Source organism: Pseudomonas sp. M47T1 (genome assembly GCF_000263855.1).
Lineage (GTDB): Bacteria > Pseudomonadota > Gammaproteobacteria > Pseudomonadales > Pseudomonadaceae > Aquipseudomonas.
Window position 1 is genome coordinate 197,406 of record NZ_AJWX01000005.1, and the last position, 13,030, is coordinate 210,435.

Genomic DNA, 13,030 nt, shown 5'->3' on the forward strand with positions numbered 1-13,030 from the left:
TTACCTACCTCGTGGATGATGGAAAATGCTGGGTATAGGTGCTGCACAGGCACTCCCTGGCCTGCTGGAACGAGGCTACCGAGTATCCCGCGCGCCACACCAGCCAGGTGGTGGACTCGATGCCCACCTGCGGATTCACATGCCCCGGCGCCGAGGACAGCGCCAGCACGGCGTCCGGAATGAAACTGAAGCATTGCCCAGCGGCCACGCACGCCAGCATGGCGTGGTAGGAGCCTACTTCCTGAACACTTAGGCCAAGGGCGGCTTCAGGGTTACGCCTGGCCAGCCAGCCGTGGGCCATGGATCGATAGGTGCAGCCGGACTGGAACGCCGCCAGGGCCAAGGGTGAAACGCCACTGCCCAGGTCGGTTTCGGTGTAGCCCCGGGGCAGGACCAGCCGCAGGGTTTCCGCGAAGGCGGGCTCGCCCATCAGGCCCTGCTGCGTCAGGTAGTCGACCTCGGTGCAATCAAGGTCCTGGGGCAGCGCCACCAGGGCGCAATCGATTTCACCCGTTTGCAGAAGCCCCAGCAGCGCCTGGGAAGGCCCCGTGCGCACCTGGAGACGGACCTGGGGGCATTGCTGATGAAACTGGCTGAGCGCCAGCGGCAAGCGAGTGGCCGCCGTGCTCTCCATGGAACCCAGGCGCAACACGCCCTGGGGCTCGGTGGGGTGCAAGGCCTGTCGGGCTTCATCGGCCAAGGCTAGCAGGCGATTGGCATAACTCAGGAACAAGGCCCCCTGCTCACTGAGCTTCAATTTCTTGCCTTCGCGGTTAAACAGCTCGACGCCCAGTTCCAGTTCCAACTGCTGCACGCGGGTGGTGACGTTGGACTGCACACGACCCAGCAGCGCGGCGGCGCGGGTGATGCTCAGCTCGGCGGCAACGGCTTTGAAGATTTCCAGGGTGACGAGATCCATGGGAATTGCCTCAACGGTGAGGCCTCATAATATTCCCAATAAAAGATTTATCAACACAAACACATCTCATCTAAAGAATATAAATCTTTTTTAGGGGCTGCCACCAGGCCGGAGCTGCCGAAGGCTGCGAAGGCCCGCACCGCCCTGGCCAAGGTAGCTGGCCTTGGGCGCATCGTCGTTGCGGTTGAAATCGGTGATACCGCTGAGCACGACTCGCGGTTCAATGCCGATGGTGTATCTGACCAGCTCACTGCGCCAGCCGCCAGCATCACCCAGCACCGAATCCTGCAGCGGTGGGAAGTGCGTGGCAGGCCCATTTCCTGCCAGGTCAGCGAATTGATCTTTGCCCAGTCGGTGTCATTGCCAGTGGCATCCGCCGCCACCGCAGTCCCCATTCCCACCTACGGCGCCAACGCCAAACCGGCCATACAGCCACAAAACACTCTCCTCATGTTACTTCCCTATTATTTTTGTGTTCAGGATGCCTGAGCGACAATTCTTGTTATTCGAGCGGCCCACGCTGAAGCCATTCTGATCGGTCGCCGCGACAAACCCCGTGGTCGCCAGGCGTGACAGCGCTTCGCGCAGCGCAATCACGCCCAGCTCATAGGCCAGCGCCAGTGCCTTGAGACGCAGGCGGCTGCCCGGCAGCAGGCGGCCATTGATGATGTCCTGGCGAATCACTGATTCAAGCTGCGACGCCAGCGTGCGCTTGGCGGAAGGCTCTATCAGCGGGCCGTAGGTCAGGGGCGAAGTGTCGGGCAAGTACCTGCAATGGATGGCCGACGCCGGCCTGAAGGCGCTGCCGCAGCTGGTGAGCTCGCTGCGCGCCCAACTCCAGGCCTGAGGCAACGGGCTCACTCGCGGCACTTATTCCCTGCAGGTTGACAGACTGCACTTTGCCGACAAAGCTCTTGGCGATATACCAGGCATTGATCAAGACAAGGGAAGTCGGTATGAGCAAGCCCGCTGCGAGCAACCCCCGCCCGGCCGCGTCCTCGCGTACACGCAATGTGCTCTATACCCTGGTGGGCGCCGTGGCGCTGGCCGTGTTGATCGGCCTGGTGGTGTTTCTCCAGGCGCCGCCCCCTGCTCCGGTGCATGCCAGCGCACCGGCGGCGGTGGCCGCACCGCCCCCGCCGCCGCCCGCCACCCTGGTGGATGAAACCAGCTGCCAGGGCTGCCACGCCAGCCAGGTCAAGCACTGGCAAGGTTCGCATCACCAGATGGCCATGCAGGCGGCCACGCCCGACACCGTGGAAGGCAACTTCAACGAGGTCACCTTCAAGGGTGAAAAGGACACCACGCGTTTCTTTCGCAAGGACGACGGCTTCTGGGTCAACACCCCCGGCATCGACGGCAAGGCGGCCGACTTCAAGGTCGCCTACACCTTCGGCGTGGCCCCGCTGCAGCAATACCTGCTGGAAGTTTCCGGCGGACGACTCCAGGCCCTGGGGGTTGCCTGGGATACCCAGCAGCACAAGTGGTTCCACCTGTACCCCGGCCAGGGCGTGACCTTCAAGGACCCGCTGCACTGGAGCAAACCGGCGCAAAACGCCAATTTCATGTGCGTGGAATGCCACACCACCGGCTACAAGCGTAACTTCGACGCCGCCAGCAACCAGTTCAACAGCCAATGGCACAGCCTGGGCGTGGGCTGCCAGGCCTGCCATGGCCCGGCGTCCAACCACCTGGCCTGGACCGCCGAACAGTCCTCCTCGGTGACCAATGCCGGCTTCGTGGTGGACCTGGCCAGCAAGAACGCCAGTACCGAGATCGACACCTGCGCGCGCTGCCACGCGCGCCGTGCGCCCCTGGCCGACGGCTACGCCAACCAGCACGCGTTCATGGATGACTACCTGCCCAGCGCGCTGACCCGCGAGCTGTACGCGCTGGACGGCAAGATCAAGGACGAAGTGTTCGAGCACGGCGCCTTCCAGCAAAGCAAGATGTTCGACAAGGGCGTGCGCTGCAGCAACTGCCACGAACCCCACAGCAGCGAACTGAAGGTGCCGGGCAACGGTGTGTGCCTGCAATGCCACAACACCGCCGGGGTGGCGGCCTATGCCACGGTGAATGGCGCCGGCCTGCAAGCCAAGCAATACGACTCGCCCGAGCACACCCATCACCAGCCGGGCCAACCCGGCTCCCAGTGCGTGGATTGCCACATGCCGGGCAAGTTCTACATGGTCAACGACTACCGCCACGACCATGGCTTCACCCTGCCCAACCCACCCCGTGCGCAGCGCCTCGGCACCCCGGACGCCTGCCTGAGTTGCCACCAGGGTACCGCCGCCAACAAGGTCAGCGAGCAGTTCCGCCTGTGGTACGGCGCCGACAAGCCGCAACCCACGCGCTACGACGAAGGCCTGTACCTGATCCGGGCGGGTAAGCCGGGCGCGGCCGAAGCCTTGATCACGTTGCTGCAGCAGAACAACCTGCCGGCCATCCGTCGTGCCACGCTGCTGGCGCAAGCGCCCAGCTACGCGTCCACGGCCATGCTGGACCGGGTGAATCGCGACTTGCACCACCCGGCCCCGCAAGTCCGCGAGAGCGCGGTGCACAGCCTCAGCGCCATGGTGGAGCCCCTGCAGCGCCCCGACTACCTGGTGCCGTTGCTCAGCGACCCGGTCCGCGCGGTGCGCATTGCTGCCGCCCGCGACCTGCTAAGCCCTGGCCTGACGGGCCTGGGTGCGGCGCAACCAGCGTGGGACAAGGCCATCGGCGAATATCAACAAGTGCAAGGCGCCCTCGCGGAACGCGCCGAAGCCAACCTCAACCTGGCCATGTTCTACCAGGCCAGCGGCCGCTCCAGCGAAGTGGAACCGGCGTTGCGCGCCGCCCTGCTGCGCGATCCCGACTTCCTGCCGGCCACCGTGGCCCTGAGCCAATGGCTGGACAACCACGACCGGGCCGCCGAGGCCACCACCCTGCTCGACCAGGCGGTGCGCCTGCACCCCGAATCCGGGCTGCTGCTGCACACCCGCGCCATGCGCCTGATTCGGCACAAACAACTGCCCCAGGCCATCGACGCGCTGCGCCAGGCCAGCGCACGCGAACCCGACAACGCCCAATATCCCTTCATCCTGGCCGTAGCCCTGCACGACAGCGGCCACCCGCCGCAAGCCATCGACGTACTCAAGGCAGCCCTGGCCCGCCACCCGCAAAACCGCGACCTGCGCCTGACCCTGGCGCAGTATTACCACGAACAGGGCAACCCCCAGGCGGGGCAGCAGCTGGTGCAAGACCTCAAGGCCATCAACCCCGAGGACCCCATATTTACCGCGCAAGCACAACAATGAGTCGCCTGGAGCCGCTGGGGGCGGCTACAGGTTTGGCTGTGAGAGGTGCAGTATCTGGTAGTGCTGGGTAGCCGCTGTGGCGTTGCACGCTTCGACGTGGCGGTGAAATTTCATGCGTATCAGCTGCCAGTTCTGAGGATCAAAGCCAATCACCACCGCCTCGACATTGGCATCTGCCAGCCATTGCGCTGCCAACGCCCGCTCCTGTACCCAGCGTTCGGCCAGGGGCTGAGCCCCGATGGCAACGCATTCGCGCGTAGCCACCGCAGCGCCCGCCCATCCGGCCTTGCGCTGCTCCACCACCGGAATCCAGAGCCTGACTGCCGGGCGACCGAACGCCTCGCACACCGCCGCGAACGCCGGGCTGGCAAGAAAGTCGTGCAGGGCCTGGGTGTCGCGCCACAGATAAAACGGCGCATACAGGTTGTGATCCGAGCGCACCTGCGGATCCTCTCTACTGGCGGCCAGGAAGGCCTTGAACACCAGGTTCGGCCAATCGTCGAACAGGTGTCCTTTCTGTGCCACGCGATCGGCGATCAACCCCATGTCATATTGCTGGGGGAATGAAAAACCATATTGCATCGCAATCATCATGGCCGCTCCTCCCCATTCACCCGCCCGCCACCAAACGACCACTCCTGCGCCAAGGTGGTATTGATCACCACCATCACGTCCTCGGGGTCCAGGCCCACGGCGCTGTGCAGGCGCTTCACCAAGGTCTGGTAGAACGCCCGCCGCGTGCTGTCACTGCGTGGTTTGCCGGCGGTGATGGCGATCAGCGTGAAGGCATCGCTGCGCGGGCCGCCTAGGTAGTCGCGGTCAAACAGCAGTTCGCCCGGCGCATGCTGGTGGATCATCTGGAAGCGGTCGCTGGGTGGCACGTCGAAGGTGTCCACCAGCGCCTGGTGAATGGCCGTGGACAGGGCTTGCAGGTACTGCGGCGAACGGCCTTGCAGCACAGAGATACGCACGAATGGCATGGTCAGGTCCTGAACAATGAGTTGACGCTCCTACGCTAACAAGCGACGATAATCCCGAAAATCAGATTAATCAGGATCAACAATCCACTTTTTCAGGACTGTTACCATGCGCCTTCCCGCGTTCGACCTGGACGTACTGCGGACCTTCGTCACCGGCGTCGAGCTGGACAGTTTCGCCAAGGCCGCTGATCGCCTGGGCCGCTCTACCTCGGCGGTAAGTGCACAACTGAAGAAACTGGAGGACGTGGTGGGTGCGCCCGTGCTGGCCCGTTCCGGCCGTGGCCTGGTGCTGACGCCCCTGGGTGAGTTGCTGCTCAGCCACGCGCGACGGCTGTTGAGCCTGAACGACGAGGTTTTTGCCCACCTGCACGGGCACAAGGCCCACGGCACGCTACGCCTGGGGGTACAGGAAGATTTTGGCGAGCACCTGCTCCGTGACGTTCTGCAGCGTTTCACCCGGGTGTACCCGCACATTAACCTGGAAGTGCGGGTAGGCCGCAGTGCCGAATTGCTGCCGATGATCGAGGGTGCCCGCCTTGATGTGGCCCTGACCTGGGACACCGGTGTATCCACGCCCTGGGCGACACGCCTGGGGCAGGCGCCGATGACCTGGATCGGTAGCCAGGACAGGCACTTTATCGCTACCCGCGACGAGCCATTGCCGCTGGTGCTGTTCGAGCCCCCCTGCGTGCTGCGCAGCGCGGCCATTCAGGCGCTGGACGCCGCCGGCATTGCCTGGCGCATCGCCCTCACCAGCCCCAGTGTCGCCGGCCTGTGGGCGGCGGTCGGCGCGGGGTTGGGGGTCACGCTGCGCACCCGCGTGGGGCTGCCGGCACATCTCAGGGTTATGGATGAGCTGCCCGCCATGGCGCAGTTGGGCTATGTGCTGCACCGCGCCAGCGAACAGGGCAGCCCGGCCGTGGAGTGCCTGGCGCACATGACGGCGCAGGCGTTGGCCGCAGTTTGATTTCAGGGTTGTTGCAGGGGCTCTGGGCACGCGTTGTCGGTGTTTTCCGTGCGGCTGGCGCGCAGCTGTTTTTTCAGCGTGGCGGCCGACGGCGCGTAGAGGAAACCGAACGACACACTGTTGTGTCGCCCCTTGACCGCATGGTGCATCAGGTGTGCCTGGTACAGGCGGCGCAGGTAGGGATGACGCGGGCTGGGCCGCACCGGCCAGTGGCGGTGAACAATGCCGTCGTGGAAGAACACGTAGATCAGGCCATAACCCGCCACCCCGGCGCCGATGCACTGAACCACGGCATCGCCCAGCACCATCAGGCCCACGGCGGCCAGGGCCAGGGCCAGGAGAAACACGTCATTTTTTTCCAGCGCGCCGAGGTGCTCTTCATGGTGCGAACGGTGAAGCCACCAGCCTGGGCCATGCATGATGTACTTGTGCGCCAGCGTGCCGACGGCTTCCATGGTGACCAGGGTGCAGAAGAAGATGAGGAAATGGGCAATCATGGGCGGCGTTGGGTCAGGGCGTATGACGGTGATGGGTCAGAGGATACCCCTGTGACGCATAAATGTCCTGTAGCAGCGTCGTCGGAGCGATCGTCGTAGACGCTGCGGGGCGGCCATCCGCCGCCTGGCTGCGAGAAGGTCCGCAGGACCTTCGGCGATGTCCTGTCGATCGCGGGCCCGTCGCAGCCTCCGGCAGCTCCAGCGGCTCAGGTGGTTGCACCGTCTATACCCGCCAGCCCAGGCCCAGGGCTTTGTGCAGGGCGGCGAAGTCCTTGAGCAGCTGGGCATCGCCGCTGATACGGTTCTGCTCGGCGTCGAAGCGGGTGCGTTCGGCGTCCAGCCAGTCCAGGGTGCTGGCGGTGCCGGCCTTGTAGCGCTCACGGGTAAGGCTGGCGGCGCGCCCCGACGAGGCTTCGATTTCACGCAGCAGCACCACGTTTTCCCGTTGGTGGCCATAGCGGGTCAACGAGGTGTCGGCGTCGCGCAGGGCTTGCAGCACCACGCTGCGGTAGTGGGCCTGGGCTTCGTCGCGGCCGGCTTCGGCGCTGTCGACGCTGGCAGCCACGCGGCCGAAGTCCAATGCATTCCAGGTCAGGCGCGGCAACAGCAACCAGGTGCCATTGTCCTTGCGAAACAGGTGCGACGGTTCGGCGGCGCTGAAGCCCAGGTCGCCCATCAGCGACAGTTTGGGAAACCAGTCGGCTTTCTTCTCGCCAATCTGCGCATTGCTGGAGGCCAGTTGACGCTCGGCCGCGCGAATGTCCGGGCGCGCCTTGAGCATGGCCGCAGGGTCAGCCAGCGGTACCACGGCGGGCACCTGCGGGAGGTCAGTGGGCTTCGCCAGGCGCGCATCCAGCTCGCCCGGTTCCTGGCCGCACAGCACCGCCAACTCATCCAGCGACTCGACAATCTGCGCCTGCAACGGCAAGCGCTGGGCCTGGGTAGTTTGCAGTTGGGTGGTCACCTGCTCCAGCTGCAACTGCGAGGCCACGCCACGCTCGCGACGCTGCTGGGTCAGGTCCAGCACCTGGCTTTCCAGATCGGCGGTGGCGTCCACCAGCGCCAGGCGTGCCTGGCGGTCGCGAAGGTCGACGTAAGCCTGCACCACTTCGGCGGCCAACTGCACCTGCGCATCGGCAAGATCGGCCATGGAGGCATCGGCACTGGCACTCGCCGCCTCGATGGCTCGGCGGGTGCCGCCGAACATGTCCACTTCCCAACTGGCGTCGAAGTCGGCCAGGTAGAACTGCACCGGGCCGCGCCCGCCGCCACTGTCGCTGCCGGTCAGCGTCGACAGGTCGGGCGAGCGCATACGCAGGCTGGTGGCGTTGGCACTGAGCTTGGGCATGCCGTCGGCTTGCTGGCTGTGCAGGCCGGCCCGCGATTGGCGCAGGCGCGCCAAGGCCGACTGGATATCGGGGCTATCCTTGAGGGCCGCCTGCACCAGCGCATTCAATTGCTCATCGCCCAGGCCGCGCCACCAGTCGGCGGCCGGCGGCGTGCTGGCGGCCTGGCTGTCGGCATGGGGCAGTTTGCCAGCGGCCAGGGTCTTGTCGGCCACCGAGGGCGCGCCGTGGTAGTCAGGGCCCACGGTGCAGCCAGCCAGCAGGCTGAGGACCAGGGCCGACATCAGGGTTCTGTCGATCATGCGGCTCTTGCTCATGGATGGTTCGCCGGTTTTTTCAAGAGAAGGGCCAGGGGTACACAGACCGCCAACGCAATGCCCAGCAGGTAGAAGCATTCGTTGAACGTCATGACCGTGGCCTGGGTGGCAATGTTGCCGGCCAACTGCGCCGTAGCCTTGAGCTGCGCCAACGCCTGGTCACCGGTTTGCACCAGGAAGCCGGCCGTCTGGCTGGCCATGTAGTCCTGGCCCTGGGTGCTGTTGGCGGTCAACGACTCGCGAATCATGTCGTCGTGGTAGGTGTCGCGCCGATCGATCATCACCCCCATCAGCGCCAGGCCGATGGAGCCGCCCAGGTTGCGCGACATGTTGTACAACCCCGCCGCATCCCCCGCTTCATGAGCGGCCACGGCGGCCATGGAGGCCTGGTTGAGTGGCATCATCGCCAGGATCTGAGCAAAGCCGCGCAGCAGTTGCGAGCCGTAGAAGTCATGCCCCACGCTTTGCGCCGTAAGCCCCACGTCCATGGCGCAACTGATGGCAAACATTACCAGGCCGATGCTCACCAGCCAGCGGCTGTCATAGCGTTGCAGCAGCGCCGGCAGCACCGGCATCAGCAGGAACGCCGGCAGCCCCGACAGCAGCATGATGGAGCCGGCCTGCTGGGCGTTGTAGCCCGCCACGGTGCCGAGGAACTGCGGCAACAGGTAGGAAATGCTGTAGATGGCCGCGCCAACGGTGGAAACAATGAGGATCACGCTGGCGTAACGCGGGTTGCGCAACAGGTTCAGGCGCACGATGGGTTTGGCTGCCGTGACCTGCCCCACCGCTATCAGGAAGAAACCCAGCAGCGACAGCAAGCTCAACCACACGATCATGTGCGACTCGAACCAGTGTTCGCGCTGGCCTTCCTCCAGCACCACAGTGAGGGTGCTCAAGCCCAGCGCCAGGCCGAGGATGCCGACCCAATCAGCCTTGATAAACTGCTGCAGGTTGGTTTTTTCCGGGCGCAAGCCGCTCCACAGCAAGGCTACCAGGGCCAGGCTGATGGGCAGGTTGAGAAAAAAGCACCAGCGCCAGCTGGCGTTTTCGGTGAGCCAGCCGCCCACCACCGGCCCCATCAATGGCCCCAGCAGCACGGTCAGGCCGAACACCGACATGCCCACCGACATCTGGTGCCGTGGCAGACGGGTGCGAATGATGGTTTGCGCAGTGGGGATCATCGCGCCACCGGCAAAGCCCTGGCCGATACGGCCCAGCACCATGGCCATGAGGCTGGTGGACAGCCCGCAGTACATGGAAAACAAGGTGAAGAGAATGGCGTTACCCATCAGAAACCGACGCAAGCCCAATACCCGGGTCAACCAGGCCGCCAAGGGAATCATGACGATTTCCGACATCAGGTAGCCGGTGGAAATCCACGTGCCTTCGGTACCCGAGGCTCCGATCTGGCCCTGGATCTGCGGCAGCGCCGAGTTGGTGATGGAGATGTCCAGGGTGGCCAGCAGCGCGCCCAGGGAACCGGCCGCCACCGCCACCCAATCAGTCAGCGAGGCGTTGGCCTCGCGCGGCGCCGGTGCGCAGGCCGGTGATGCCAGGGCTTCAGCCATGGGTGCGGATGTCCACGTCAACGGTGACCGACAGGCCTGGCAACAGGGCTTTATGCACGTCCTCGGGCACGTCCATGAGAATGCGCACTGGTACCCGCTGGACAATCTTGGTGAAGTTGCCGGTGGCGTTCTGCGAGGGCAGCAAGGCGAACTGCGAGCCCGTGCCCGGCGACAGGCTGTCTATGTGCCCCGCCAGGTCCTGGCCGGGCAGCGCGTCCACGTGCACGGTGACCTTCTGGCCCGGGCGCATCTGACCGATCTGGGTTTCCTTGAAGTTGGCGGTGAGGTAAAGCGCCTGCACCGGCACCACCGTCAGCAGGCGCGTGCCCGGCTGGGTGAACTGCCCTACCCGCACGCTGCGGTCGGCCACGCGGCCGGCCAGGGTGCTGACCACCGTGGTGTCATCCAGGTCCAGCTGCGACTGGCGGGCACTGGCCTGGGCCACCACCAGTTGCGCCCGGGCTTGTTGCAACTGGGCCTTGAGAATACCGGTACGGGTCATGGCCGACTGCAGCGCAGCTTGATGGGCGGTCTGGCCGGTGGCCGCCTGGGCCAGCTTGTTGTTCAGTTCGGCCAGGCGCTCCTGGGTCTCGGCACCGGACTTGGCCAGCGGCGCATAACGATTCACTTCGGCCTGGGCGTGCTTGGCGTCGGCGCCGGCGCCGGCCAGTTCGGCCCGGGCCTGGGCAATGCTGGCGTCCTGTTGCACCAGGTCGGCCTGGGCCTTGGCCACGTCGGCTTCACGGGAAGCCACCGTAGCCTGGGCCTCGTCCAGCGCCGCCTGGTATTTGCGCGCGTCCAGGCGCACCAGTGGCTGGCCCACCTCCACGGTCTGGTTGTCGCCGACCAACACCTCGGTCACGTAGCCGCCCACCTTGGGTGCCACGGTCATGCTATCGGCCTGCAGGTAGGCGTCATCGGTGCTTTCGATAAAGCGTCCGTGCAACCACCAGTAGCCACCCCAGACCAGTGCGGCCAGCACAATCAGCAGGCCGAGGCCCATCAGCACTTTACGTGGACCCGCGCGTTGTGGGCCCTGCGTGTCATCGGCCACGGGGGAAAGACGCTCTTGCGGACCGAGAGGACGATCGACGGACATGCCACGGGCTCCAAATTATTCCAGTCGATACAAAATGTAGGGATGGCGAATTTATGTCAAGTGATATATTTTGCACCTGACTCACTACAGGCGCTTTGACATGGCACGACATCGACCGGCGAAAGAAGGCGGCTATCAACGCGGTGAAGAAACGCGCTCGCGCATCATCGACGCGGCCATGGGGCTGTTTGCCGAGAACGGCTTCGACGGCGCCTCGACCCGCGATATCGCCACGGCGGCCGGGGTCAACGCCCCTGCCCTGCAGTACTACTTCGACAACAAGGAAGGCGTTTACGTGGCCTGCGTAGACCACATCCTCACACATATCTGGGAACAGCTGAGTAGCGTGGTGACCCACGCCGAAGGGTTGCTGGAGGACGCCGATGCCACCGACGCCATGCTGATCGACGCCTACCTGGACATCCTCGGCGGCTTCGTGGCGTTTATCCACGATACCCCGCAGTCCAGCGACTGGCGCCGCTTCATGGCCCGCGAACAGGCCGGCCTGGGCCCGCCCGCCGCCTTCGAGATGATGGACCAGGGTTTCAACCGGCGCCTGGGCGGCGTAACCCGGGGCATTGTCGGCCGACTGATCGGTCGCAGCGCCGAGGACGAAGTCACCATCATTCGCGCCCTGGCGTTCAACAGCCAGGGCATGGTCTTCCGCGTGTTGCGCCGCCCGCTGCTAAGGGCGCTGGGCTGGGACGAGATCGACCGGGTGCGCATGGAAACCGTGCGCACCGTGCTGCTGTCGCAGAACCGCCTGACCCTGGAAGCGCTGGTGCGCGAAAGGTTGCCAGGGTCTGTATGAACTGTATTCCAGCGAAGGTCAGGCAAGGCGAAAACAGGCGAGGAACGTCCGGGTTCGCGCTCGACTTGACGGGTTGTCAATGAGCATTGCGAGTCTGTTTTCAGCGCAGCATGGCCGAGCTGGATGCATTTCATACAGAGCCTAACCGATAACCACTTGGTTACGGCCCTGAGCCTTGGCTTGGTACAGGGCCTGGTCGGCGATGCTGAAGCCTTCGCGCGGCGAGCTGGCGTTGGTGACCTGGGCGGCGCCGATGCTCACTGTGACGCGGTCGAAACTGGACCGTCGGTGTTCAATATTCAATGCCCAGATGCCGTGGCGCAACGCCTCCAACGCTTCGCGCAACTGCGGCTGCTGATGGCCGGCCACCAGCAGGCCAAATTCTTCGCCGCCCAACCGGCCGGCCACCAGGTGGTACTGGTCGGCCACCGCCTGAATCACCGCCGCCACCTGGCGCAGGCAATCGTCCCCGGCCGGGTGGCCGTAGGTGTCGTTGTATTGCTTGAAGTAGTCGATGTCGATCATCACCGCAGCAATGCCCTGCCCTGCGGGGGTTTCCTGCCATTTGCGCTGCACGCTTTCGAGCATGAAGCGGCGGTTGAACAGTTGGGTCAGCGGGTCGATGGCCGTGGCCGTGCGCAGCGCCAGGTCGTTCTCGATCATGGCGCGCAGATGGCGCAGCACGTCCAATTGCTCAGGTTGCAGGTGGCCGGGCCGAGGGTCCATGGCGCACAGGGCGCCGATCAGGCCGCCACCGGGTGCGCGCAAGGCAATGCCGGCGTACAGGCGCACAAAAGGCGCGCCGCTGACCAGTTGGCAATCGACAAAGCGAGGGTCCTGTCGCGCGTCCTCTACCATGAACACGTCTGGCTGACGCACCACGTGGTCGGCCAGCGACCGTTCACGCGGGATGTGGGCCATGACCACACCGGCTTCGGCGCGGTAATGCTGGTGCTCGGCATCCAGCAGGATCACCGCGCTGTAGGCGGTGCCCAGCGCGGTCTTGAGAATGGCCACGGCATGGCGAAAACATTCGCGCATCACCTGATCGTCGTGCAGCAACCATTCGACGATGGCGTGCTCGGGCTCAGGGGCCACCGCGTTCTGCACACGGCTGCCGGGGCGATCCAGGGAAGAAGTGACGCTCACAGTGGGCCTCTGAACGGGTGGCGATTGAGAGCGTATCGTCATCCGTTCGGCAAGCTTGAGTCCGGTGGTCGG

At 64.9% G+C, this 13,030-nt stretch carries 12 protein-coding genes; 3 read left to right on the top strand and 9 right to left on the bottom strand.

Annotation, left to right across the window (positions count from 1 at the left end; translation table 11 throughout):
- Positions 1-4: 4 nt before the first annotated feature.
- Together PMM47T1_RS08335 and PMM47T1_RS30280 are read right to left on the bottom strand one after the other, a co-directional pair.
- Positions 5-919, bottom strand: a complete 915-nt coding sequence (locus PMM47T1_RS08335; protein ID WP_008367601.1) for a LysR family transcriptional regulator — start codon at positions 917-919, stop codon at positions 5-7.
- Positions 920-1,372: 453 nt separating this feature from the next.
- Positions 1,373-1,780: a GntR family transcriptional regulator gene (locus PMM47T1_RS30280; protein WP_238536606.1), complete on the bottom strand. Its 408-nt coding sequence runs from the start codon at positions 1,778-1,780 to the stop codon at positions 1,373-1,375.
- Positions 1,781-1,875: 95 nt separating this feature from the next.
- On the opposite strand from PMM47T1_RS30280, the gene PMM47T1_RS08350 reads away from it, so the two are divergent.
- Positions 1,876-4,221: a tetratricopeptide repeat protein gene (locus tag PMM47T1_RS08350; protein ID WP_008367606.1), complete on the top strand. Its 2,346-nt coding sequence runs from the start codon at positions 1,876-1,878 to the stop codon at positions 4,219-4,221.
- Positions 4,222-4,245: 24 nt separating this feature from the next.
- On the opposite strand, the gene PMM47T1_RS08355 is transcribed toward PMM47T1_RS08350, so the two are convergent.
- Both PMM47T1_RS08355 and PMM47T1_RS08360 read right to left on the bottom strand, forming a co-directional pair.
- Positions 4,246-4,815 (bottom strand): DUF4865 family protein, encoded by a 570-nt coding sequence (locus PMM47T1_RS08355; RefSeq protein WP_050990394.1) that lies wholly within the window; start codon positions 4,813-4,815, stop codon positions 4,246-4,248.
- On the bottom strand, positions 4,812-5,201 hold the full coding sequence (locus PMM47T1_RS08360) for a tautomerase family protein (protein ID WP_008367610.1): 390 nt from the start codon (positions 5,199-5,201) through the stop codon (positions 4,812-4,814). The genes PMM47T1_RS08355 and PMM47T1_RS08360 overlap by 4 nt, the downstream gene beginning before the upstream one ends.
- 106 nt (positions 5,202-5,307) lie before the next feature.
- Between PMM47T1_RS08360 and PMM47T1_RS08365 the strand changes: the two genes are divergently transcribed.
- Positions 5,308-6,168: a LysR substrate-binding domain-containing protein gene (locus PMM47T1_RS08365; RefSeq protein WP_008367612.1), complete on the top strand. Its 861-nt coding sequence runs from the start codon at positions 5,308-5,310 to the stop codon at positions 6,166-6,168.
- Between the two features lie 2 nt (positions 6,169-6,170).
- On the opposite strand, the gene PMM47T1_RS08370 is transcribed toward PMM47T1_RS08365, so the two are convergent.
- The 4 genes from PMM47T1_RS08370 to PMM47T1_RS08385 all read right to left on the bottom strand — a co-directional run bounded on the left by PMM47T1_RS08370 (position 6,171) and on the right by PMM47T1_RS08385 (position 10,902).
- Positions 6,171-6,665 carry a beta-carotene hydroxylase gene (locus PMM47T1_RS08370; RefSeq protein ID WP_008367614.1) on the bottom strand — a complete coding sequence of 165 codons (495 nt, stop codon included), beginning with the start codon at positions 6,663-6,665 and terminating at the stop codon, positions 6,171-6,173.
- Between the two features lie 223 nt (positions 6,666-6,888).
- Entirely contained in the window at positions 6,889-8,313 is a 1,425-nt protein-coding gene (locus PMM47T1_RS08375) for an efflux transporter outer membrane subunit (protein ID WP_043300877.1), read from the bottom strand.
- An 11-nt stretch (positions 8,314-8,324) separates the two neighbouring features.
- The gene (locus PMM47T1_RS08380) at positions 8,325-9,899 is read right to left on the bottom strand and encodes an MDR family MFS transporter (protein ID WP_008367618.1); all 1,575 of its coding nucleotides are present in this window, start codon (positions 9,897-9,899) and stop codon (positions 8,325-8,327) included.
- Positions 9,892-10,902 (bottom strand): HlyD family secretion protein, encoded by a 1,011-nt coding sequence (locus PMM47T1_RS08385; RefSeq protein ID WP_443216086.1) that lies wholly within the window; start codon positions 10,900-10,902, stop codon positions 9,892-9,894. The genes PMM47T1_RS08380 and PMM47T1_RS08385 overlap by 8 nt, the downstream gene beginning before the upstream one ends.
- Before the next feature lie 196 nt (positions 10,903-11,098).
- Between PMM47T1_RS08385 and PMM47T1_RS08390 the strand changes: the two genes are divergently transcribed.
- On the top strand, positions 11,099-11,809 hold the full coding sequence (locus tag PMM47T1_RS08390) for a CerR family C-terminal domain-containing protein (protein ID WP_008367620.1): 711 nt from the start codon (positions 11,099-11,101) through the stop codon (positions 11,807-11,809).
- A 141-nt stretch (positions 11,810-11,950) separates the two neighbouring features.
- Here the strand turns inward: PMM47T1_RS08390 and PMM47T1_RS08395 are convergent, their stop codons facing one another.
- A complete protein-coding gene (locus PMM47T1_RS08395; RefSeq protein ID WP_043300850.1) occupies positions 11,951-12,958 on the bottom strand; it encodes a GGDEF domain-containing protein in 1,008 nt (335 codons plus the stop codon).
- Between the last annotated feature and the right edge of the window lie 72 nt (positions 12,959-13,030).

Bases quoted from the DNA above. Each gene is read 5' to 3' on its own strand.
- PMM47T1_RS08375 (WP_043300877.1), bottom strand. From the start codon at position 8,313: ATGATCGACAGAACCCTGATGTCGGCCCTGGTCCTCAGCCTGCTGGCT.
- PMM47T1_RS08360 (WP_008367610.1), bottom strand. From the start codon at position 5,201: ATGCCATTCGTGCGTATCTCTGTGCTGCAAGGCCGTTCGCCGCAGTAC.
- PMM47T1_RS08370 (WP_008367614.1), bottom strand. From the start codon at position 6,665: ATGATTGCCCATTTCCTCATCTTCTTCTGCACCCTGGTCACCATGGAA.
- PMM47T1_RS08365 (WP_008367612.1), top strand. From the start codon at position 5,308: ATGCGCCTTCCCGCGTTCGACCTGGACGTACTGCGGACCTTCGTCACC.
- PMM47T1_RS08385 (WP_443216086.1), bottom strand. From the start codon at position 10,902: ATGGGCCTCGGCCTGCTGATTGTGCTGGCCGCACTGGTCTGGGGTGGC.
- PMM47T1_RS08355 (WP_050990394.1), bottom strand. From the start codon at position 4,815: ATGATGATTGCGATGCAATATGGTTTTTCATTCCCCCAGCAATATGAC.
- PMM47T1_RS08350 (WP_008367606.1), top strand. From the start codon at position 1,876: ATGAGCAAGCCCGCTGCGAGCAACCCCCGCCCGGCCGCGTCCTCGCGT.
- PMM47T1_RS08335 (WP_008367601.1), bottom strand. From the start codon at position 919: ATGGATCTCGTCACCCTGGAAATCTTCAAAGCCGTTGCCGCCGAGCTG.
- PMM47T1_RS08380 (WP_008367618.1), bottom strand. From the start codon at position 9,899: ATGGCTGAAGCCCTGGCATCACCGGCCTGCGCACCGGCGCCGCGCGAG.
- PMM47T1_RS08390 (WP_008367620.1), top strand. From the start codon at position 11,099: ATGGCACGACATCGACCGGCGAAAGAAGGCGGCTATCAACGCGGTGAA.